The 20,820-nt window shown below is 64.7% G+C and carries 18 protein-coding genes; 8 read left to right on the top strand and 10 right to left on the bottom strand.

Translation table 11 applies throughout. The features are described 5' to 3' along the window. Window positions 1–96 precede the first annotated feature (96 nt). Window positions 97–1,245 carry a BamA/TamA family outer membrane protein gene (locus tag SALLO_RS0105950; protein ID WP_169577896.1) on the top strand — a complete coding sequence of 383 codons (1,149 nt, stop codon included), beginning with the start codon at window positions 97–99 and terminating at the stop codon, window positions 1,243–1,245. Between the two features lie 6 nt (window positions 1,246–1,251). Here the strand turns inward: SALLO_RS0105950 and SALLO_RS0105945 are convergent, their stop codons facing one another. Continuing rightward, window positions 1,252–2,733 (bottom strand): UDP-N-acetylmuramate--L-alanine ligase, encoded by a 1,482-nt coding sequence (locus SALLO_RS0105945; RefSeq protein ID WP_022835402.1) that lies wholly within the window; start codon window positions 2,731–2,733, stop codon window positions 1,252–1,254. A 131-nt stretch (window positions 2,734–2,864) separates the two neighbouring features. Here SALLO_RS0105945 and SALLO_RS0105940 point away from each other — a divergent pair, with 131 nt between their 5' ends. Next, window positions 2,865–3,959, top strand: coding sequence for a type III polyketide synthase (locus SALLO_RS0105940; RefSeq protein ID WP_028566957.1), 1,095 nt, complete (start codon window positions 2,865–2,867; stop codon window positions 3,957–3,959). Between the two features lie 18 nt (window positions 3,960–3,977). On the opposite strand, the gene SALLO_RS0105935 is transcribed toward SALLO_RS0105940, so the two are convergent. Continuing rightward, a complete protein-coding gene (locus tag SALLO_RS0105935) occupies window positions 3,978–4,919 on the bottom strand; it encodes an ATP-grasp domain-containing protein (RefSeq protein WP_022835400.1) in 942 nt (313 codons plus the stop codon). 339 nt (window positions 4,920–5,258) lie between these two features. Here SALLO_RS0105935 and SALLO_RS15580 point away from each other — a divergent pair, with 339 nt between their 5' ends. Next, window positions 5,259–7,133 carry a glycoside hydrolase family 13 protein gene (locus tag SALLO_RS15580; protein WP_040605729.1) on the top strand — a complete coding sequence of 625 codons (1,875 nt, stop codon included), beginning with the start codon at window positions 5,259–5,261 and terminating at the stop codon, window positions 7,131–7,133. Between the two features lie 241 nt (window positions 7,134–7,374). Here the strand turns inward: SALLO_RS15580 and moeB are convergent, their stop codons facing one another. From moeB to SALLO_RS0105900, 6 genes are all read right to left on the bottom strand, one after another. Then, window positions 7,375–8,553, bottom strand: a complete 1,179-nt coding sequence (moeB, locus tag SALLO_RS0105925; RefSeq protein WP_022835398.1) for a molybdopterin-synthase adenylyltransferase MoeB — start codon at window positions 8,551–8,553, stop codon at window positions 7,375–7,377. Between the two features lie 63 nt (window positions 8,554–8,616). Beyond that, complete coding sequence (locus tag SALLO_RS0105920; protein ID WP_022835397.1) at window positions 8,617–8,919, bottom strand: MoaD/ThiS family protein; 303 nt, start codon at window positions 8,917–8,919, stop codon at window positions 8,617–8,619. A 49-nt stretch (window positions 8,920–8,968) separates the two neighbouring features. Then, window positions 8,969–9,409, bottom strand: a complete 441-nt coding sequence (locus SALLO_RS0105915; protein WP_022835396.1) for a M67 family metallopeptidase — start codon at window positions 9,407–9,409, stop codon at window positions 8,969–8,971. Window positions 9,410–9,422: 13 nt separating this feature from the next. Further along, window positions 9,423–10,358 (bottom strand): PLP-dependent cysteine synthase family protein, encoded by a 936-nt coding sequence (locus tag SALLO_RS0105910; protein WP_022835395.1) that lies wholly within the window; start codon window positions 10,356–10,358, stop codon window positions 9,423–9,425. A 266-nt stretch (window positions 10,359–10,624) separates the two neighbouring features. Beyond that, window positions 10,625–10,927 (bottom strand): FxLYD domain-containing protein, encoded by a 303-nt coding sequence (locus SALLO_RS0105905; protein ID WP_157621296.1) that lies wholly within the window; start codon window positions 10,925–10,927, stop codon window positions 10,625–10,627. Between the two features lie 152 nt (window positions 10,928–11,079). Beyond that, window positions 11,080–13,752 (bottom strand): valine--tRNA ligase, encoded by a 2,673-nt coding sequence (locus tag SALLO_RS0105900; RefSeq protein WP_022835393.1) that lies wholly within the window; start codon window positions 13,750–13,752, stop codon window positions 11,080–11,082. 344 nt (window positions 13,753–14,096) lie between these two features. Here SALLO_RS0105900 and pgl point away from each other — a divergent pair, with 344 nt between their 5' ends. After that, window positions 14,097–14,855, top strand: a complete 759-nt coding sequence (gene pgl / locus SALLO_RS0105895) for a 6-phosphogluconolactonase (RefSeq protein ID WP_028566955.1) — start codon at window positions 14,097–14,099, stop codon at window positions 14,853–14,855. Here the strand turns inward: pgl and SALLO_RS0105890 are convergent. Next, window positions 14,836–15,450 carry a MarC family protein gene (locus SALLO_RS0105890; RefSeq protein WP_022835392.1) on the bottom strand — a complete coding sequence of 205 codons (615 nt, stop codon included), beginning with the start codon at window positions 15,448–15,450 and terminating at the stop codon, window positions 14,836–14,838. The two genes, pgl and SALLO_RS0105890, sit on opposite strands and share 20 nt — an antisense overlap. 338 nt (window positions 15,451–15,788) lie before the next feature. Between SALLO_RS0105890 and SALLO_RS15575 the strand changes: the two genes are divergently transcribed. The 3 genes from SALLO_RS15575 to SALLO_RS0105875 all read left to right on the top strand — a co-directional run bounded on the left by SALLO_RS15575 (window position 15,789) and on the right by SALLO_RS0105875 (window position 18,528). Next, entirely contained in the window at window positions 15,789–17,306 is a 1,518-nt protein-coding gene (locus SALLO_RS15575) for a nucleotidyl cyclase domain-containing protein (protein WP_157621294.1), read from the top strand. Window positions 17,307–17,412: 106 nt separating this feature from the next. Then, the gene (gene msrA, locus SALLO_RS0105880; protein ID WP_022835390.1) at window positions 17,413–17,967 is read left to right on the top strand and encodes a peptide-methionine (S)-S-oxide reductase MsrA; all 555 of its coding nucleotides are present in this window, start codon (window positions 17,413–17,415) and stop codon (window positions 17,965–17,967) included. Between the two features lie 156 nt (window positions 17,968–18,123). Continuing rightward, window positions 18,124–18,528: a hypothetical protein gene (locus tag SALLO_RS0105875; RefSeq protein ID WP_022835389.1), complete on the top strand. Its 405-nt coding sequence runs from the start codon at window positions 18,124–18,126 to the stop codon at window positions 18,526–18,528. Between the two features lie 76 nt (window positions 18,529–18,604). Here SALLO_RS0105875 and SALLO_RS15570 read toward each other — a convergent pair whose 3' ends face one another. Next, on the bottom strand, window positions 18,605–19,852 hold the full coding sequence (locus tag SALLO_RS15570; RefSeq protein WP_051141317.1) for an Lnb N-terminal periplasmic domain-containing protein: 1,248 nt from the start codon (window positions 19,850–19,852) through the stop codon (window positions 18,605–18,607). 112 nt (window positions 19,853–19,964) lie between these two features. Here SALLO_RS15570 and nth point away from each other — a divergent pair, with 112 nt between their 5' ends. Next, complete coding sequence (gene nth / locus SALLO_RS15565) at window positions 19,965–20,813, top strand: endonuclease III (protein WP_040605728.1); 849 nt, start codon at window positions 19,965–19,967, stop codon at window positions 20,811–20,813. Window positions 20,814–20,820 lie beyond the last annotated feature (7 nt).

Genomic DNA, 20,820 nt, shown 5'->3' with positions numbered 1-20,820 from the left:
GTCTACGCCTGTCAGTATAGCTGATACGTTGCTTCTATGCACATCCGCTGCCGACCCGTTTTCCGGATTCTGAATAAAATTGCGTGCTGGGCGGTCGTGCTGCTGCTTTGCAGCATGGGCGTGGTGCGGGGGCAGGCTGCGCCGCCCGATCCGTACCTCAACCTGCGCGTCTATCCGCTAGCTACCTGGGGCCCGCAAGCCGGCTGGGGCGGCGGCGCTGGGCTCGTGGCGCACCACGTGGGGCATCCGGGCACGGTGGCGCTGCTCACCGCGGCGCCCGCGCAGTACGAGACGGTACTCACCGCCTCCATCGCTACGCGCAACCCCCACGCGGCACCCTGGTACGTGGCCCTCACAAGTCGCTACATGACCACCACGCGCCAGCCGTTTTTTGGGCTGGGGCCGTTTGCGCGCGGGCCACAGCGTACGCTCACCGATCTGCAGTCTGTGCGTGCCACGGTGCGCCTGGGCTACACGCTGCTCGACGGCCGCGTGCTGGTGGAGCCGCATGTGGGCTGGCGGGCGCATGCGCTGGAGGCCCCGCCAGTGGCGCCTGCAGACGTCCAGTCGCATCTGACGCAGGCCGCGGCGGCCGATCCGTACGGGGTGGTGGCCGGGGGCAGCGTGGCGTATGACACGCGCGACCGCCGCGCCGCACCCACCCGCGGACTGCTGCTGCAAGGCACCGCCGAGCGCTTCGGCACCCTCGGCACCGATGAACTGACGTTCGATCAATTTCAGATAGAGGCGGCGGGCTACGTGCCGCTGGGCGGGCGGCACCGGCTGTTTGGCGTTGTGGCGGCGGGCATCACCCGGGCGCGCAGCGGAGGGCCCGTGCCGTTCTATCTGCGCATGCGCTTGGACGGGCGCCGGATGCCGGGCTGGCGCCGCGACCGCTTCTTTGGCAACGACCGCCTGCTGGCCACCGTGGGCTACCGATTTCCGGTGGGGACGGTGGCGCAGCTGTTTCGCATTGAAGGACATGCCGCAGCCCAAGTGGGCAGCGTGTACAACAACGTGTTTGAGGACTTCGACCCGGCGGTGACGTTTGCGGAGGAGCCGCCCGTCACGCCGGCAGCCGTTCCGTTGCGGCCGGCGGCTTCGCTGGGCGTGCACCTTGCGCCGCTGTTCCGCGACGAGAGCTACATCGACCTCGCCGTCGGCGTGAGTCCGGAAGGTGTGACGGGCGTCCGGTTTACGCTCACGCGCACCCTGCGGTCGCTGCGGCCGCCGCATCACGAGTAGCGCGGGCTATCCGGCAGCCTCCAGGGCCTCCAGGAGGCGCGCGTGGAGCCCATCGAAGCTGCCGTTGCTCATGATGACCACCACGTCGCCGGGCCGCACGACCTCCACGAGGGCCGGCAGCAGGGTGTCGGCGTCGGGGTAGGCCGCCGCGGGCGGTCCATCGGCGCGGATGGTGCGCACCACCGCTTCGGGATCGAGCATGGCGTCGTTGGTATCGTTGTGCCGCACGGGGGGCGCGCTCAGCAGTACGCGGTCGGCGGCCCCAAACGCCTCGCCGTACGCGGCTTCAAAGAGCTTGCGCCGGCTCGTATTGCTCCGCGGCTCAAAGACGGCCACAAGGCGCCGCTCGGGGTAGGCGCTGCGTAGCCCCTGCAGCGTCGTGCGAACGGCGGTGGGATGGTGCGCGAAGTCGTCGATGACGCGCACGTCGTTCACCTCGCCGCGCACCTCTTGGCGGCGCTTCATGCCCTGAAACGTCCGGAAGCCTTCGGCAATCTGCTGGGGCGAGCAGCCTTCGGTGAGCGCCATGAGGGCGACGGCCAGGGCATTCTGCAGGTTGTGGCGGCCGTGCATGGGCAGAAACATCTCGCCGCGCGACAAGCCGGCCATCGTGAGGGTAAAGTGCTGGCCCTCGGGGGTGACGCGCAGGTCGGCCGCGCTGATGTCGTTGGAGGCGTCGAGGCCGTAGGTGCGCACGCGGGCGTCGGTGTGGTCGGCGAGGGCAGCTACCGCCGGATCGTCGCCGCACAATGCCAGCAGGCCGTCGCGATGGCCGAGTTGGCCCACAAACGCTTCAAACGCTGCCGCATATGCGGGGGGATCGTCGTAGATGTCGGCATGGTCGAACTCCAGCGACGTGACGATGGCCTTTTCGGGCCGGTAGTGCATGAATTTCGGCCGCTTGTCGAAGTAGGCGCTGTCGTACTCGTCGCCCTCAATGACGAACGGCTGATCGGTGCCCAGGGCGTAGCTGCGGCCGGTGTTTTGCATCACGCCGCCCACTAAAAATCCGGGATCGGCCGCGGCGGTCTGAAAGACGTGCACGAGCAGGCCGGTGGTGGTGGTTTTGCCGTGGGTGCCGGCGACCACGATGGAGCGCCGCTCGTCCGACAGCATCATGTGGGCGAGGGCCTCGGGGAAGGAGAGCTGCACCAGGCCCTGCTCGCGGGCGTAGGTGGCCTCCGGGTGCGTGGGCCTGCAGGCGTTGCCCACCACCACGAGGTCGGGCGGCGGATCGAGATGCGCGGGGTCGTAGCCTTCCAGCACCTCAATGCCCTGCTCGGCCAGGTGCGTGCTCATGGGCGGATAGGCCGCCTCGTCGGAGCCCCGCACGGTGCAGCCCGACGCCTTTAGGAGGCCAGCCAGTGCGCCCATGCCGGTTCCGCAGATGCCAATCAGGTGCACCGAGTCGATCGCCTCGGGCGGCGGCGCGTCGGGTCGTTCGAACACGCGCAAGTGGGCATCGGGGAGGTCGTGCAGGTCAGTCATAGGGGGCAGGTATAGCGGAAAAAGATGCGACGTTTCCGCAAACGACGCCGCTTGTGGGCAGATCCCTTCAACCAAGCGCGGGCCGCGAGCGTAATGCAGCCCCATATTTTCTCATAGGATGTGCGCCCCTCATGCCCACCGTCATCGACGCCATTGCCACGGGCCACCCGCCGCACCGCCGGTCGCAAGACGAAGCGGCGGCGTTCATGCAAAACATCGAGACGCTTTCGCCCTCGCTGCGCAGCCGGTTGCCGGCGGTGTACCGCAGCTCACACATCGACTACCGCTACAGCTGCATCGCGGATTATGGGCGCGACGATCCGTCGGACTTCACATTCTTTCCGCCCAACTGGGCATTGGAGCCGGCGCCCACCACGCGCCAACGCAACGAGCACTATCGGGCCGCGGTGGTGCCCCTGGCCACCGACGTCGCGCAGCGCGCGCTCAACGACGCCGGGCTGGAAGCATCGGACGTGACGCACGTGGTGGTGGCGAGCTGCACGGGGTTCTTTGCACCGGGGCTCGACATCGAACTGGTCAAGCGCCTGGGCCTGGGGCGGGGCACGCCGCGCACGTTCATCGGATTTATGGGCTGCTACGCGGCCTTTAACGCGCTGCGGGTGGCCGACAGCTTCTGTCAGCAGCACCCCGAGGCGCGCGTATTGGTGGTGTGCGCCGAGCTGTGCACCCTGCACTTTCAGGTGGAGGATGCGCTGGAGAGCGTGGTGGTGAATGCGCTCTTTTCGGATGGCGCCGCGGCCGCTGTGCTCTCGAACCGGCCGGCCGCCTCCGGCGCGCTCACGTACGTCCGGTCGCAGACGCGCCTCGACGACGATTCGATGGATGCAATGACGTGGGCCATTGGCAATACGGGCTTCCTGATGGGGCTCTCCTCGCGCGTGCCCAACGTCATCGCCGAGCATCTGCCCGCCTACCTCCGCGACCTGTTGCCTCCCGCGACCGCGCCGTCGGATGTGGGCTTTTGGGCCATTCATCCCGGCGGGCGCGCCATCGTTGACAAGGCGCGCGAGGTGATCGGGCTGCCGCCGGAGGCCGTACGGGACAGCCTGGAGGTGCTGCGGCAAAACGGCAACATGAGCTCGCCCACCATCCTGTTTGTCCTGAAGCGCATCCTGGAGCGCGGCCCCACCGCCAACCCCTACGGCGCGGCGATGGCCTTCGGCCCCGGATTAACCATCGAGGGCGCTTTGCTCCAGTGGACGTAGCGTGGCGTGCGGGCGGCGCTACGCCACCGGCGCAGCGGTTGCGTCCTTTAGTGCGCGCCGGGCCAGGTCGGCCACGGCGGCCATGCCGCTCACGTCATGGGCCGCCTCCACATCGGGCGAATAGTTGGTGGTGCCATTGATGTCGTACGTCCACACGCGGCCTTCGGTGTCTTCGATAAACTCGATGCCCGCGATGTCAATCCGTTCGGCCTGCAAAAACTGCGCGTACTGCGCAATCAGGTCCTGGGGCACGTCGGTGCGGAGGGCAAACAGCGAATCGTCGCCATCCACCGTGCACGTGGGGCCGTCCACGCGGCAGGCCTCGGCTGGACACAGCTCGAAGCCCTCGCTGGTGTCCGAGGTGATGGCATACTGAAACGTGCCGCCTACAAACTCGCAGCGCGTGATAAACGGCGCCGCAGCTTCAACGTACTGCTGCAACAGCAGGATGTCGTCGGCCGGTGGATCGATGGTGCCGGCGTCGACGGCCTGTGCAAAGGCATCGTAGCTGCGAAAGAGCTGCACGCCCAGGCCCTTTCCGCCCCGGTTGTGCTTTGTGATAAACGGCGTAGGGACGTCCTTTGCCGCGGCGAGCCACGCTTCGGGGCCGCCCGCCACCGCCCGCGTCGCCGGCGTACGAAGCCCGTGTTGCGTAAGCGCGGCGTGCTGGTGCACCTTGCTCATCTCCAGCTCGAAGGCATGCAACCCGTTGAGGACGCGCCGCCCGTGACGTTCCAGCCACGCCAGCAGCTGCCGCGTGTGCGATACGCTCACGTGATGGCCGCGGGTGTGCGACGAGGCGCTCATGCGGTTCAAAAACACGCCCTCGGGGGGCGGGCTCGTCACATCGAAGTGGCCGTCGGTCACGAACCACTCGGTGTACGGCACGGCGGCCTCATCGAGCGCGGCCCGCAGCGGGGGCATCCAGTCGTCGTTCTCGTGGAGGATGTATAAGGACATAGGCGGTCGGGCAATGCATGAAAAAAGCCCGCAGCGGCCACACGGTGTGCGCCAGCGGGCATCCAAAATCAGCGGAGAAGACGGCGCAGGGGTTACCACATGGGGCTACAGGATAAACACCAACCAGTCATGCGCGTGTCCCCGTATTTTTCGCAAGTAAATAGCTAGAGGAAGCTACCTGTGCGTCGTTGATGCGTTCCACCGCCCGAGCCCCGGAAGTTTCCTTCAAACCTACGCAGATTTCCTGACTGCGGAGGTCGCTCCACCTCGGAAGCACTTGCACCTGCAGCGGACATTTGCTTCCTTGCAGGCCCCTGTCTGCCCAAAATTGTGGAATCTATGCGCGCTGTTCTGCTTGCTGTTCTCGTTTCGTTGGGTGTGGTGGGCTGTCAGCCGACGACACCGCCGCCTTCCACGCCATCGCCTGATCCGGTGCCCGCGTGGGTGCGCGACGCGGTCTTCTACCAGATCTTTCCGGAGCGCTTCCGAAACGGCGACCCCAGCAACGACCCGACGCGCGCGACCCTCGAACGCCCACTCAGCGACGTGCCGTCCACATGGACGGTCACGCCGTGGACGCGCAACTGGTATGAGGAAGCGGCGTGGGAGCAGGCCATGCCGGGCGGCTTCTACGAAAGCGTGTACGACCGACGCTACGGAGGCGACCTCCAGGGCGTCATCGACCGGCTGCCCTATCTCGACTCACTGGGCGTCACCGCGCTCTACTTCAATCCCGTGTTCTGGGCGCGTTCGCTGCACAAGTATGACGGGCGCACCTTCCACCACATCGATCCGCACTTTGGCCCCACGCCGGCCCGCGACAAGCGCCTCATCGCGCAAGAAACGCCCACCGACCCCACCACCTGGCGCATGACCGGTGCCGACTCGCTGTTCGTGGCGCTGCTCCGCGCGGCACATCGGCGGGGGCTGCGCGTGATCATCGACGGCGTGTTTAACCACACGGGCCGCGACTTTTTCGCATTCAACAGCGTGCAGGCCGAGCAGCGCGACGCGCCGTACGCCGACTGGTACGATGTGACGGCGTTCGATGACCCTGCTACGCCCGACACCAACGAGTTCGCGTATGTGGGCTGGTGGGATCTGGCGTCGCTGCCCGAGTTTGCCAACAACCCCGCCGGTACCGATCTGCAGGCCGAGGTGAAGCGCTACATTTTCGATAGCACCCGCCGCTGGATGGATCCCAACGGCGACGGCGATCCATCGGATGGCGTTGACGGGTGGCGGCTCGATGTGGCCCCCGAGGTGCCCGCAGGCTTTTGGCGCGACTGGAACGCGCACGTGCGGTCCATCAACCCCGCGGCCTACACCGTGGCTGAGGACTGGGCCGCGGCCTCAGGATTTTTGGCGGAGGGTGGCTTCTCGGCCACCATGAACTACCACGGCTTTGCGTATCCCGTGAAAGGGTTTCTGATTGACAATGCCATCGGGCCCACGGCGTTTGTGGAGCAACTGGCTGCGCGCCGCACCGCCTACACCAAGGCCCGCCGGTATGCGCTTCTGAACCTCATCGACTCGCACGACACGCCGCGCCTGGCCTCGATGGTCGCCAATCGTTCGGACACGGGCTACGTAAAGCCGGCGCGCTTCGACTACGACTGGGGTGCCGTGGCGTCGGTGCGGCAAAACCGCTCGTACGATGTCACCGCGCCGGAGCCGACCGGGCGCCGGGTGCAGCGGCTCGTGGCGCTCTTTCAGATGACATACGTGGGCGCACCCATGATCTACTACGGGACCGAAGCGGGCATGTGGGGCGCCGACGATCCGGACGACCGGAAGCCGATGGTGTGGCCCGATATGCAGTACGAGCCGGAGGTGAACCATCCGTTTGGACAGCCCCGGGAGCGCAACGCGGTGGCCTTCAACGCCGACCTGCACAGCTTCTACCAAGACCTTGTGGGGCTGCGCACGGCGTATCCGGCGCTGCGCCGTGGCCCATTTACGCCGCTGTATACCAACGACGCGCAGCGGACGCTGGCGTACGGGCGTACCTACGAGGGCAGCGTTGTGGTCGTGGCGCTCAACCGCTCGTCTGAAGCGCACAGCCTCCGCATCCCGTTGCCCGACACGCTCCGCGGCACCTATGCGCTGGCCTTTGCCGTGCCGGGCGACGGCTTTCGGGTGCAGCAAGATGGTGCGGCGCTGCTGTTGGAGGTGCCGGCGTATGGCGGGCTTATCGTGCGCCGCACGCGCTAAGTGCTAGGCTGTGTTTGCCCCCCCACGCGGACGGCGCCCGATTGGACAGCCGCTGCTGCGTTGTGCTGCATGGCGGTAGGCCCGCTGCTTCGAACGCCGTGCAGCTACGTCTTCCCCCACAGGCGCTTCAAGCAGTCCTTCATTCCGCCCGTCGTGGTGCCACGGAGCAAAAAAGCGGGCGACCGGCACCAAGTGCCCCGTCGCCCGCTCGTCGTTTGCAGCTCCTGATCACGGCGCGTGGCTAATACGTGGGCACGCTGTCATCAATTTCCTCGCTCCAGGCAAGCGTGCCGCCGGCAAGGTTCTTGGCATCGAAGCCGTGCTGGCGGAGCAGCGCCGTTGCTTTGGCCGAGCGGCCGCCCGAGCGGCAGTGCACCACCACCTCGCGCTCCTTCTGGTCCTCGAGCTCGGCGAGGCGCTCCGGCAGCTCGTCGAGCGGAATCAGGCGGTCGGCGCCGATGTTGGCAATCTCGGCCTCGTGCGGCTTGCGCACGTCGAGCACGAAGGGCGCATCGCCCGCGTCGCGCCGCTTCTTGAGGTCTTGCACGGAGATTTCAGGGACAGCCATGTCGTCAGATTCGGTTCCGTTCGTAGCAGATGGAAGGCCGCAAAACGCTTCGTAGTCAATCAGTTCCGTCACGCTCGGGTGGGCGCCGCACACGGGGCATTCCGGGTTCTTCTGGATGTTGAGCGTGCGGAAGTTCATCGCCAGCGCGTCAATCATGAGCAGGCGGCCCACCAGCGGCTCGCCAATGCCCGTAAGCAGCTTGATGACCTCGGTGGCCTGGAGCGTGCCCACCAGGCCGGGCAGTACGCCCAGCACGCCGCCCTCGGCGCACGATGGCACCAGCCCCGGCGGTGGGGGCTCCTCGTAGAGGCAGCGGTAGCACGGCCCGTCCTCGGTAGCAAAGACCGACACTTGGCCTTCAAACCGAAAGATTGAGGCGTACACGTTGGGCGTGTTCGTCATTACGCACGCGTCGTTGACGAGGTAGCGCGTGGGGAAGTTGTCCGTACCGTCGGCCACTACGTCGTAGCCGTCAATGATGTCCAGGGCGTTGTCGCTCGTCAGGCGCACCTCGTGGACGTCCACCTCCACGTGCGGGTTAAGGTCGTGGAGGCGCTCGGCGGCCGCATCGAGCTTGGGGCGGCCCACGTCGCTCGTGCCGTACAGAATCTGGCGCTGCAGGTTAGAGGCCTCCACCTGGTCGAAGTCCACCAGGCCAATGCGGCCCACGCCGGCAGCGGCGAGGTACATCGCCGCGGGCGAGCCCAGGCCGCCGGCGCCCACCAAAAGGACGGAAGCGTTCTTGAGTTTTTCCTGCCCGGCCCGCCCAAATTCTGGGAGGGTCAGGTGCCGGTTGTAACGCCGCAGTTCATCGGGCGAGAGCGTGGCCGCATCAGCGGTTGAAGTAGCCATACAAAAGGGTCGGTTGGGGTGGGTGGAACGCGCGAGGGAAGATGCCAGCAGGCGCGGGGCGTGTTAGGCGCGGCCCCCGGCGATGGACGGCACAATGGAGACCTCCTCGGTGCCGTCGAGGGACGTTGCCACGCCGTCGCGGTAGCGGATGTCGTCGTCGCCCACGTACACATTCACGAACTGCCGCAGCGTGTCGTCGTCGGTGTACAGATTGCTCTTGAGGTCGGGGTAACGCTCCACAAGCGTGCGCAGCGCGGCATCAACCGTGCCGGCGGTCACGTCTACGGTTGCGTGCCCGTCGGTAAACGAGCGCAGCGGGGTTGGAATGTGCAGCGTAACGGTTGGGGTGTCGGTGGTCGTTGCCATAAAAGCAAGCAGGTTCGTTGGTGAAACAGTGCGATGAGTGGTGTGCGTGTTAGGCAATCGTTTCGGCCGCGGACGGGTCGGCAATCGACTCCTCCTCAAACCGTGAGCGGTTGGGGGCGAGGGTCCAGGCCGTAAGGTCGCCCGGCGTGCCGTCTTGTACGGACACGATCACGTAGGTGTAGCCCGGAAACGTGGCCTCGTCGAGGTCGGTCGTCGACGGGCGTGCGGGATGATCGGGGTGCGAGTGGTAGAACCCCACCACGTCGAGGCCTGCCGCGTCGGCCACAGCGGCCGCGTCGCGGTAGTCTTCGGCTGTGATTTCGTAGCGCCGCTCGCGCTGTTCGGTGCGCCGGTTGGTAACGGGCAGGATGCGCACGACGTGGTTTCCGGCGGCGGTGGGCTGGCCGAGCAAAAAGCCGCATCCCTCCTCGGGGTACGCATCGGCCCCGTGGGCGCGAATGTCGTCAAGAACGGCGTCGGTGGTAAGCATAAGGCAGTCAGGGTCAGGAAGAAGTCCAGAAGTCGTCGCTGAGGTAGCGCGTGCCGGTGTCGCACAAGATGGTACACACGACGCCCGCGTCGAGGGTGCGGGCGATGCGCAGGGCCGTGGCCACGTTGGCACCGGCGGAAGGGCCAACGAGCAGCCCCTCTTCGGCAGCGAGGCGGCGCGTCATGGCAAAGGCGTCCTCGGTGGCGCAGCGCACGTGGCGGTCGGCCAGGGAGGCGTCGTAAATGGCGGGCACGCGGGCCGTGTCCATGTGCTTTAGGCCCTCCAGCCCGTGCAGCGGCGTTTGCGGCTGCATGGCGATGGCTTCCACCGCGGGCCGCGCTTCTTTGAGGCGGCGCACGGTGCCCATGAACGTGCCCGAGGTGCCCAGCCCGGCCACAAAGTGCGTGATCCGGTGCTCCGTTTGTTCTAAAAGCTCGACGCCGGTGCCCGCGTAGTGCGCGCGCCAGTTGGCCGCGTTGCTGTACTGGTCGGGGTAGAAGTACGCCGTTGGGTTCGCCTCCACGACCGATCGGACGCGGGCCTGGGCGCCATCGGTGCCGTCCATCGGGTCGGTGAGCAGCAGCTCGGCGCCGTAGGCTTGCAGGATGCGCTTGCGCTCATCGGAGGCGTTCGCCGGCAGGGCAAGGAGCACGTCGAAGCCCATGGCTGCGCCCAGCATGGCATAGGCAATGCCGGTGTTGCCGCTGGTTGCGTCGATGAGCGTTTGGGTGGACGGATCGAACGCGCCGCTTTGCAATCCGGCGTCGATCATCGCGCGCGCCGGGCGGTCTTTTACCGAGCCTCCGGGGTTGAGGTGCTCGGCCTTGGCGTAGAGCGTTACCGAGGCCGGCAGGTCGGCGGCAATGCGCGACAACTGCAGCAGCGGCGTGTGGCCGATAGCGGCGCGTACATCGGCATCAGGGGTGTGCGTTGAAGGGACAGGCGTCATGCAATAAACGGTGATACACAATAGAAAAGCCGCTCACGGAACGAACCGGAGCGGCCAGCAGGCGATCAGCAATGCGCGGTGTGCTAAGCGGGAACTCCCCACAGCGCATGCATCCACGACGGCGGCCGGCCGGTGCAACAACACCGACAACAACATGGCTGTGTACAGCGTGACCGACGAGGCATAACGAGCACTGGCGTCTTGTTTATCGAATCTGTGCGATTATAGGATGAGCAGGTAGGGTGCGTTCCCGCATCGTCAACGCGTTACGGGATCAGCACGCTTTCCACGCGGGCCCCGTCTACGCTGGCATCGGTGCTCACGCTGCGCTTGAAGGGCGCGCTGCCGTTCGCAGGAATCTTTTCGACCGCAATCTTTCGCCGGCCCACCTGTACGCCCGACCGGTTGTACAGGGCGACATCAATTTGAGCGTATGGAATGGTTTGTTTCGTTTTGTTATGCAGGCGGCCCATGAACTGTCGTTCGCCGTCGGGCAGCTGCACGTACCGAAAGTCGCTCACGGTCACGCGGGTGCCGGCCGGCTCTTTCGACGAACATCCGGAAAGCATGCTTAGCAAGACGCAGGCGGCAAGGACGGCCGCAGGGCGCAAAAATCGGCGGGTCATGTGGTGCAAAAATTCGTACAGGAAAAACATGCATCCGTGGAAGGCGTAGGCCCGGCACAAGATCCACACGACGTGTTATGCACGCATGAACCCATCTATTCCAGGTCTTCAAGGTCGGCCAAGTTGGCGCGCAGGCGCTTGAGCTCGGCGGTGGCGTCGCGTTTCTTCTGCCGCTCCCGTTCTACCACATCATCCGGGGCCTTCTCAACAAACTGTTCGTTGGACAGCTTGGCTTCTACGCTCTGCAGGAATCCCTCCTTCGAGGCAATATCGTTGCGCAAGCGCTCACGCTCCTGTTCGAGGTCGATCATGCCTTTAAGTGGCACAAACACCTGACTCGTTTCAACCACGGCGGAGGCGCTGGCGGGGGGCTTGCTGGCCTCCACGGCCACGGTAAGATCGGTAACGCGCGCCAGTTTCTCGAAGTAGTCCGCGTTTTTCTCTACGATGGCGGCCTCCTCGGGTGTTGCTACGCTGATGGTGGCCTGTACCGCCTTTCCATCGCCCACGCCGTAATCGCTCTTGATGCCCCGCACACCCGAGATGAGGTCTTGCAGGTGGCCAAACGCCGCCGCCCGCGCATCGTCCATCGCCTCGGCATCCACCGTGGGCCACGTGGCAACGATGCAGGCCTCGCCCTCGCCGCGCGGACGCAACTGCCACCACAGCTCTTCGGTGATGAACGGCATGAACGGATGCAGGAGCTTCAGCAGCGCCTCGTAGATTTCCACAGCCAGTGCGATGGTTTCGTCGTCCATCGCCTCGCCGTAGGGCGGCTTGATGAGCTCCAGGTACCAGTCGCAGTAGTCGCGCCAGAACACATCGTAGATGCGCTGCGCGACCTCGTTGAGGCGGTAGCGCTCCAGGGCGTCGCCAATGTCGGCAATGGCCGTGTTGAGGCGATGCAGCATCCATTGCTCGGCGAGCTCTAACTCCTCAAACGAGCGCGTGCGCCGGTAGTCGGTGCCTTCCTCCATGAACTGCCCGAAGACGTTGAAGGCGTTCCAGATTTTGTTGGCAAAGTTGCGCCCCATCTCAAACTTCGAGGGGGCGAGCTTAATATCTTGTCCCTGCGCGCACAGCATGGCGAGCGTGAAGCGGGTGGCGTCGGCGCCGTACTGATCCACCATCTCCAGCGGATCGATGCCATTGCCGAGGCTCTTGCTCATCCAGCGGCCCTGTTCGTCCTTCACCATGCCGGTGATAAAGACGTGCTTAAACGGCGGCTCGTCGGTAAACCAGAGCCCGGCCATGATCATGCGGGCAATCCAAAAGAACAGGATGTCGTAGCCCGACACCAGCACATCGGTGGGGTAGAACTTGTCGAGCGCCTCGGTATCGTCGGGCCAGCCGAGCGTGGCAAAGGGCCAGAGCCAGGACGAAAACCACGTGTCCAGCACGTCCTCATCTTGCACCATGCCCGGCTCGGGCTGCTCAACGCTCACCACGTAGCCCTGCGACGGGTCGGCAGCGCCGTTGGCGTCGGTGTAGTACCACACCGGAATGCGGTGCCCCCACCACAGCTGCCGGCTGATGCACCAGTCGCGGATGTCGTCCATCCACCGGAAGTATTCGTTGGCCCAGCGCTGCGGGTAGAACGTGATCGTTCCGTCCTCAACGGCCGCCTTAGCTTTTTCGGCCAGCGGCTCCATACGCACAAACCATTGCCGCGAGATGAGGGGTTCGATGACGGCGCCCGAGCGGCTGGAGACGGGGACGTTGTTTACATGGTCCGCAACAGACACGATGCGGCCCTCGGCTTGCAGGTCGGCCACGATGTGCTCGCGGGCTTCGAAGCGGTCGAGGCCCGCGTACGGACCGCCGTGTTCGTTGATGGTGCCATCCGGGTTCATGATGTTGATCGTGTCGAGCCCGTGGCGCTCGCCAATCGCGAAGTCGTTTTCGTCGTGGGCCGGCGTAACCTTAAGCGCGCCCGTGCCGAAGCTGCTGTCGATGTAATCATCGGCAATGATGGGAAGCTCGCGGCCCAAGAGCGGCAACAGCGCCGTTTCGCCAATCAGGTGGGCGTAGCGCTCGTCCTCGGGATGCACGGCGATGGCCGTGTCCCCCATCATCGTCTCGGGGCGGGTGGTGGCAATGGTAAGGGCACCCTCGGCGTCTTTCAGGTCGTAGCGGATGTGCCACAAGTGGCCCGCGCGCTCCACATTGTCAACCTCCTCATCCGAGAGGGCCGTTTCGTTCTTGGGGTCCCAGTTGACGAGGTAATCGCCGCGATAGATAAGATCCTGCTCGTAGAGCTGTACAAAGACGTCCTGCACGGCCTTTGTAAACCCCTCATCCATCGTAAAGCGCTGGCGCTCCCAGTCGCACGAATCGCCCAGGGTGCGCTTTTGCTGGAGGATGATGTCGCCGTACTCCTCTTTCCAATCGTACACGCGCTCCACAAAGGCCTCGCGGCCCAGATCGTGACGCGTGCGCCCTTCTTCCGTCTCCAACTTGCGCTCCACCACGTTTTGCGTGGCAATGCCGGCGTGATCGATGCCGGGCATCCAGAGCGCTTCGTAGCCCTGCATGCGCCGAATGCGGGTGATGGCATCCTGGATGGCGTCTTGCAGCGCGTGGCCGATGTGCAGGCGCCCGGTCACATTGGGCGGCGGCATCATGACGGTATGCGGCGGGCGCTCCGATGCCTCATCCGCATGGAAGAAATCGTTGGCCTCCCAGTACTGGTACCACTTCTCCTCAATAGCAGATGGGTTGTAGGCCGCGTCGGTAGACGCATCGGACATCGGCGCGTCGGAAGCCATAAGTACAGAAGCAGTCGAGTCAGAAGCGAACGAAAGTAAAGATGCAAACACAGACAGTATAAAACACTGATCACCCATTTGCGGTCCCTGATGCGTTAAATTCTTTCAATTTGGCAATTCTATTGGCGAAACCAGGGGCGCCCCGTGTTGCTGCTCAGCGGGGCAGGGTGCATGTCAGGCGGCCGTGGGACTGCCTGACATTGCCTACAAATCGTAATGCTTCGTGCGATATAAACTGCATGCGCAAAGGAGAACGGCTGGCCGCTTCGATCTATGCACATTTTAAGTAACCGGCATAATTTTTGCGCGTTATAGAACGACACAAATAGTGGTAGCAATGTTTTATGCCCAATCGGCCAAAGGCGTCGCTCTACGTATATCCCAACCTCGACGTGCTCAGTCGAGGGATAGCGCAGCACGTTGTTTCGCATATCCAAACCATTCTGTCGCGGCAGTCGGTGTACACGTTGGCCGTTAGCGGAGCGGCTCCTCTTCAGCTAACGTACGACCTGCTGGGCACCATTGAGGATGCGCTGCTCGACTGGTCGCGGGTGCATGTTTTTTGGAGCCACGAGGCGCTTGTGCCGCCCACGCACCCTGCAAGTGCGCAGCGGCGGGTGCGTGACGCCTTGCTGGATGTCATTCCGCTGCCGCCGCCCAACATCCACCCCATCCCGACCGACGCCGCCAGTCCGCGCGCGGCGGCCCGGCGCTATGCCGAGGTGCTGCGCACCTACTTCGATCAGCGGACGCATACGTTTGATTTGGCGCTGTTGTCGCTGTATCCGGACGGCCGCACCGCCGGTCTTTTCCCGGAGAACGATTTGCACTCCGACGACACCCAGTGGGTGCGTGCGGTGACGGCGCCGCCCCGATACGATGTTGCGGAGCACCTGACGTGCACGATCCCCGTGCTCAACGGCGCACGGCAAGTGGCCGTCGTGGCCACGGGGCACGCGACAGAGCGCGCGCTGCGGGGCAGCTTGCAAGGCGACCCCACGTTTCCCGCGGCCCGCATTCATCCGCGGCAGGCCATCGGGTGGTTCGTGGACGAAGCCGCGCGGTTTGGGCTGGGCGCGCGGGCTACCCCGGAAGGCTCATGATGGTGTCCGTGATGCCGGTGCGAATGAGCGCTACCGAGATAGCCGCCAGAAAGAGGCTTGCGACCTTCGCAAAAGCTTTGGAGGCGCTTGCGCCCAAGTACCCGATGAGCGTGGGGCCAAAGATAAACACCGTGAGGGTGATGAGCAGGTTAACCAAAAGCGCCGCCAGGGTGGGGCCGTACCCGACGCTCTGCTGAAGCACCAGAATCGCCGTAATAGCGGCAGGGCCCACGATGAGCGGTGTGCCCAACGGAACAGCGGCAAGGTCTGCCTCTGGCACGGCGTTGCTCGAGGGCTGGCGCGTGAGGTTGCTAAAGAGCAAGTCGGTAATGCTAAGCACCAGCAAAATGATGCCCCCGCCAATGCGCAAGTCGTTAAGGGTAATGCCCAGCGTCTCGAAGATGAACCGGCCGGTGAGCAGGATAACGAGTGCAATGACGAACGCCGTAGTGGTCGCGCGCACCACCAGCCGCCGCCGTTCGCCGGTTTTCATGCCCTCGGTGAGTCCGATAAACAGCGGCAGAACGCCTAGCACGTTCATGGCTACAAACAGCGAAAGAAAGGCCTCGGTGAACGTCGCAAGGGTGATGGTCATGGGCACAAGGACAGTCGAATAAGGTACCATGCGGGAGGTAGCTAAGGGAACGAGCGCCCGAAGATGCAACCCTACACAAACTCTTCGTTTCTGTGTAGGTACCTTTCACCATCCTCCACAACGTGAAGAAACCGGACGTTGAAGCGGCATTGCATGGCTGGTGGAACGCGCCAACGGGCTGTGTGGAGCAACACCGGATCATGCATCGCATACCATCACACGATTTTCGATCGATCTGAAGGGTTGCTCGTTAGAAACCCGTAAGGCGCATCCACGCCTCCTCGTTTGTACGTGCCGCAGGCACGCTCATCGGTGACGGAGTAACAACGCACAAACACATGGCCGCACGACACATGAGTTTTCAGGGGAAAGTGGCTGCCGGGTTGGTTGCGGCAAGCGTTCTCATCGCCATGCTGGCTTATTTCTTAAGCCTCTCGTGGATGTACGTGGTGGCGGGCACGTTGGCGTTGGTAGGCACGGGGCAGGGCCTTGCGGCCTGGCTGGAGATTGGCGAGCCGCCGCGCGCGCCGGTACAGCGCCCGGCCGAGTCGCTTGAATCGCTCGGACTCTCGGAAGCGCGGCCGGCCGCGCCCGATGCGGCGCCGGCGGCCGGCCCCACGCCGGTAGCGAACGAAGACGCATCTGCTGCACAGACGTCGGAAGCTGCAGCGGCCCCCACGCCCGTTGACAACGGCCCTTCAGACGACGCGCGGCCCGCGTCTGTTGCGCCCGTGGTTGAGCGCCCCCCGGTGCAGGCCATTCAGCACACCCCCCTTGAGGATGCGCCGGTGTGGGTGCCGTACATGCAAGCCCTGCGCGCGGCCCTCTCGGTACAAACGGTGGCGCTGCTCGCGCAAGAGGAGGTGGCGCTTGAATACCGAATCGCAGCCCTCGTTAGCGAAATTGCGGACGTGCAGGTGTCGGGCACGTTTCGGACCCACCGCCCGCTGCTTACCGCTACGATGTCGCGCGAGAAACTTGCGCTCTGCTCGTCCGACGACAAAATCTCTGAGGTGTTGCGCTACTACGCCACCCCGCCAACCCTCCAACACGCGGCCCTCGCGCCAATTTCCACCGATGGCCCCACCACGTATTTCCTCGTCGCGGATACCAGTCAGGCCGACTTGCTAAGCGCGCGCCGCCCGCAGCGTCTCATGAAGTCGTTTGCGCAAACCATGGCCCTCCTCATCGACGGCCCGCACGCGGCATCGGAGGCGGCCGAAGCGTCGGCGGCACGGGCCGATCAACAGGCGGCCGAGGCGCGGCCAGCCGATCAGGCACACGCGGCCCCCGCGCCGTCCGATGCCGAAGCGCCCGATACCGAACCCTCGGAGGCGGCATCGCCCGCTCCCGCCCCTGAGCCCACACCCGAATCGGACGTCCCCGATGCAGCCGATGCAAACCCCGAGGCCTCTCGGCCCCCCGCCCAGCGCACGCGCCGCGAGATCATCGCCGAGGAAATGCACAAGGCCCGGCAGTCGGGCGACGAACTGGCCCTGGCGCTCATTTACCTGAATCGGGCCGAGGCCATTGCCAATGAAGGCGCCGAGGCGGTGCAGGCCGCCGAGCAGTCGCTTGGTGGCCACCTGAGCCAGCGCATCGGTCCGCACCGCATGGAACGCTTCGGCGAGCTGATGTACGGGGTGTTTGTGCGCGAGCCCGAAACCGCCGTTGAGCAATGGGGCGGCAACTTGCAGGAGGCTATGTCGGCCGCCGATGGGTGGCTCGCGGGCGGCGTGAGCATCGGCATTGCCATCGTGGGGCCGCACCACGACACCCCCGACGCCCTACGCGACGATGCCACCGAGGCGCTGGAGCATGCCTTCCAAACCGGTACCTGCACCATCATCGGCTAACCGGGCCTTGGGGGCGGTGCTGTGCATATTGCGGGGTGGTCACAATCTTTGAGCGCGCTGCGGCGTAGCATCCCGTACATTCTTTTGGACTGATTGATACAGCGCAATGGCTGATTCTTCGCTCGAACAGGCTACGCTTGGCGGCGGATGCTTCTGGTGCCTCGAAGCTGCGTACGACGGGGTGGACGGAGTGGCTGCGGTAACGTCGGGGTACGCCGGCGGCTCCACCCCCAACCCCACCTACCGACAGGTGTGCAACGGCACCACGGGCCATGCCGAGGTGGTGCAGTTGTCCTACGACCCGGCGGTCTTGAGCTACCGCGACATCCTGGAAATCTTTTTCACGATCCACAACCCCACCACCAAAAATCGGCAGGGGGCGGATGTAGGCACGCAGTATCGATCCATCATTCTGTACCACACCGAGGAACAGCGCGAGACGGCGCGGGCCGTCATCGACGCATTGGAGGCAGAAGGGGTGTACGACGATCCGATCGTTACCGAGGTGGAGCCGCTCGACACCTTCTACGAGGCGGAGGCGAAGCATCAGGACTACTACCAGCGCAACCCGCAACTGCCGTACTGCCAGGCGGTCATCAATCCCAAGCTGGCCAAGCTTCGCCAAAAGCACCGTGACAAGTTGAAAGGAGCCGCCGCGTAGGGTTGTGTGGCAGCCGGCGGCCGGGCGCGTTGCGCAAATCCTCGGGGAAGTTGTGCAGGCGCAGAATCTAAACGATCGGCTTTGTGTTGGGTATGCTTTGCATGACAGGGTCTGCTCTGTCGTCTGTTATCCTCTGACCGATTGTTTTGACCGACCATGGCAGCTGAAAGTAGTGCATATCCCGAGCCCACCGATTTTGAGGTGATGCGCCCGCATTACCACGAGAAGGAGGACGGCTTTGTGACGGCCACCATCGAGATTTCGCCGTTTCGGGTGAAGGGCGAGAGCGCTACGAAGGCGGGCGCGCGGCGCGCGGCCATCTACGAGGCCGAGAAGACGTACCACTCGTATCACCCGAGCTACTCGGTGCGCAACCCCTACCCGAAGCACTTCAAGGACCACGAGGGCATGGTGTGGGAGCGCGTGCCGCCGTTTCAGCGGTCGACGTACGGCGACTACAAGTTCACAGACGACCAGGGCGAGGAGGATTACGTAGACATCGAGACGATGCTGCTGTGGGACGTGCGTCCGGCGGATGTGCTGGAAGATGCCGACGCGTAACAAAGGCTGCGGTGCCTGTACAAAACTGCTGGATGTTGTGCCTGCGTCATCTGCGTAGTGCACCGCCTACGCCGGGTTACGCAGACGCCTCCATGTCGATGTGCATCGCAGCGCTCCGCCAGATCGCCCGCACGGCCATCAGCAAGATGATGGGAAAGAAGGCGGCCGGGAGGTCTTGCGGAATGAGGCGCCACGCCACAGCCACTAGCAGGCAGGCGCCGGCGGTGAGGCTCCAGTAGAGGGTGCGGTTCGTTTGGGAGAGGCGCGCCCGCAGCGATGGGCTGAGCAGCAGGACGTGCCAGGGCCAAGCCCACAGCAGGTTCCAGTTGGGCGTGGTAACGTCGTGGGTTGAGATCCACAGGTACGTAAGCAGGAGCCCTATTACGCCGGCGCTTCCAAACAGCGTGCCGTCGAGGCCCCAGCCCGGGGGCTGGCGTTTGTGCAGTTGCCAGGCCGTCGTGCCTACGCCCAAGGCAAAGACGAGCCACGCCATCCACACCGGCCAATTGGCGGCGTGGGGGCTTGGGCGGTACCCCTCAATCCACAGGAGAGTGTCGGTGCGGGCCACGAGGGGGCGCCGGGTGCCGTCGGTTTGCAGCACCGCGTGGTCGGCCGCTTCCATCAGGTAGCGCGGCAAAAACATCGATTCGAAGGTGTTCACGTCTTGGTCGACGGGCTGGCCCAGGCCCAGGTCCATGCCGGCCCAGGTGAGGGGGCGGTTTTGCATGTAGCGGGCCAAGAGGTCGCGAAACGTAGCCGCGGGATCGGGGCGCGCGCCCCACCGCAAGGTATCGCCCAGCACGTAGCGCAGCGCATCGCGAATGCGCGTCGAGCAGTTGTCGTACAAAAAGTCGTAGCGGTAGTAGCGGTGCTCCGGCTGCGCGTTGTGCTCCAAAAAGCGAAACAGCGCCGAGCGCTGCGCCCGCGTAAGGTTGAGGGTCTGGGCAATCACGGGGCGGTTCATGAAGCGATACGCCCGCAGGGCGCCCGGAAACGAGGTGGTGCTCAGAAAATAGCGGAGCTGCCCGTAGGTGAACTTGACCAGAAACCAGGGGTCTTCGAAGCTAAAGGTGCCGTAGTTGTACAGGCGGTCGATGCCGCGCACGGGATCGTAGACGCGCAGGGCGCTGTGCCCGAAGGCCGAATAGAGCGGTGCGCCAGAGCGAATGGTAAGCAGGGCGATCGACGACTGGGCCGAGAGCGTGTCTGGCGGAGCCGTGCGGGTAGAAGCCGCGGTGGGGAGCGGCGCGGCCACCGATGGTTGCAACGGCGCGCCGCCCGCGCAAAACGCGACGATCACGCATAGCACAGAAACCCAGCGCATGAGCGCACATTCGGTAGTGGAACACATAAGACGGCATTCCAACGATGCCCGCTCCGGCGGGTTCAACGCGCCGGTAAACTTCTGACAGCCTCCACGTAATTTCCGACCGCCTGTGGGCCGTACCCAACGTGCACGCGAAACGCTCGACCGCCTCCGCGACGTCATCGATCGCCCGGCCACCGAACTGCACTACACCTCGCCGTATCAGCTCCTCGTGGCCGTCATCTTATCGGCGCAGTGCACCGATGCCCGCGTCAATCAGGAGACGCCTGCGCTCTTTGCGGCCTACCCCACCGTGGCCGACCTGGCCAAGGCGACGCCGGAAGACATCTATCCGTACATTCAGTCGATTACCTTTCCCAACAACAAGGCGGGCTACCTCGCCAAGATGGCGCGCCAGGTGATGGATCGCTTCGATGGCGCGATTCCGGAGACGCCGAAGGCGCTGCAAACCCTGACGGGCGTCGGGCAGAAAACGGCCGAGGTGGTGGCCAACGTCGCCTTCGATCGCGCCACGCTGCCGGTGGATACGCACGTGTACCGCGTGGCGCATCGCATTGGACTCGTAACGCGGGACGCGACCACCCCGGCGAAGGTGAGCGCGCAGCTCAAGCGCATCATCCCGCGCAGCGACTGGGGCGATGCGCACCACCTACTGATTTTGCACGGGCGCTACACCTGCACGGCCCGTTCGCCCCAGTGCGCCGACTGCGTGCTCACGGACTTCTGCGACCACTACGACCGCCTCCAGCGCCTCCCCGACCCGATGCCCGCGCTCAATGCGCAGGCCGGGCGCTACTTCTGCCGGACGTGCGATACGTATTTCGACGAGCCCGCCACGCATGTCGACCGCTACGACATCGAGCAGACGGCGTGCCCGCGCTGTGGCTCCATGATGGTGTTTCGCACCAGCACGGGCGCGCCCACAAAGCAGCCGCTCGACTTTCGCGTAAATGATTGAGGGCTAA

Source organism: Salisaeta longa DSM 21114, from assembly GCF_000419585.1.
Lineage (GTDB): Bacteria > Bacteroidota > Rhodothermia > Rhodothermales > Salinibacteraceae > Salisaeta > Salisaeta longa.
This window is presented reverse-complemented; position numbering and strand designations above follow the sequence as displayed.

Bases quoted from the DNA above. Each gene is read 5' to 3' on its own strand.
- SALLO_RS15580 (WP_040605729.1), top strand. From the start codon at position 5,259: ATGCGCGCTGTTCTGCTTGCTGTTCTCGTTTCGTTGGGTGTGGTGGGC.
- SALLO_RS0105915 (WP_022835396.1), bottom strand. From the start codon at position 9,409: ATGCTTACCACCGACGCCGTTCTTGACGACATTCGCGCCCACGGGGCC.
- SALLO_RS0105935 (WP_022835400.1), bottom strand. From the start codon at position 4,919: ATGTCCTTATACATCCTCCACGAGAACGACGACTGGATGCCCCCGCTG.
- SALLO_RS0105890 (WP_022835392.1), bottom strand. From the start codon at position 15,450: ATGACCATCACCCTTGCGACGTTCACCGAGGCCTTTCTTTCGCTGTTT.
- SALLO_RS0105920 (WP_022835397.1), bottom strand. From the start codon at position 8,919: ATGGCAACGACCACCGACACCCCAACCGTTACGCTGCACATTCCAACC.
- pgl (WP_028566955.1), top strand. From the start codon at position 14,097: ATGCCCAATCGGCCAAAGGCGTCGCTCTACGTATATCCCAACCTCGAC.
- moeB (WP_022835398.1), bottom strand. From the start codon at position 8,553: ATGGCTACTTCAACCGCTGATGCGGCCACGCTCTCGCCCGATGAACTG.
- SALLO_RS15575 (WP_157621294.1), top strand. From the start codon at position 15,789: ATGGCCGCACGACACATGAGTTTTCAGGGGAAAGTGGCTGCCGGGTTG.
- SALLO_RS0105945 (WP_022835402.1), bottom strand. From the start codon at position 2,733: ATGACTGACCTGCACGACCTCCCCGATGCCCACTTGCGCGTGTTCGAA.
- SALLO_RS0105875 (WP_022835389.1), top strand. From the start codon at position 18,124: ATGGCAGCTGAAAGTAGTGCATATCCCGAGCCCACCGATTTTGAGGTG.
- SALLO_RS0105940 (WP_028566957.1), top strand. From the start codon at position 2,865: ATGCCCACCGTCATCGACGCCATTGCCACGGGCCACCCGCCGCACCGC.
- msrA (WP_022835390.1), top strand. From the start codon at position 17,413: ATGGCTGATTCTTCGCTCGAACAGGCTACGCTTGGCGGCGGATGCTTC.
- SALLO_RS0105905 (WP_157621296.1), bottom strand. From the start codon at position 10,927: ATGCTTTCCGGATGTTCGTCGAAAGAGCCGGCCGGCACCCGCGTGACC.
- SALLO_RS0105910 (WP_022835395.1), bottom strand. From the start codon at position 10,358: ATGACGCCTGTCCCTTCAACGCACACCCCTGATGCCGATGTACGCGCC.
- SALLO_RS0105900 (WP_022835393.1), bottom strand. From the start codon at position 13,752: ATGGCTTCCGACGCGCCGATGTCCGATGCGTCTACCGACGCGGCCTAC.
- SALLO_RS15570 (WP_051141317.1), bottom strand. From the start codon at position 19,852: ATGCGCTGGGTTTCTGTGCTATGCGTGATCGTCGCGTTTTGCGCGGGC.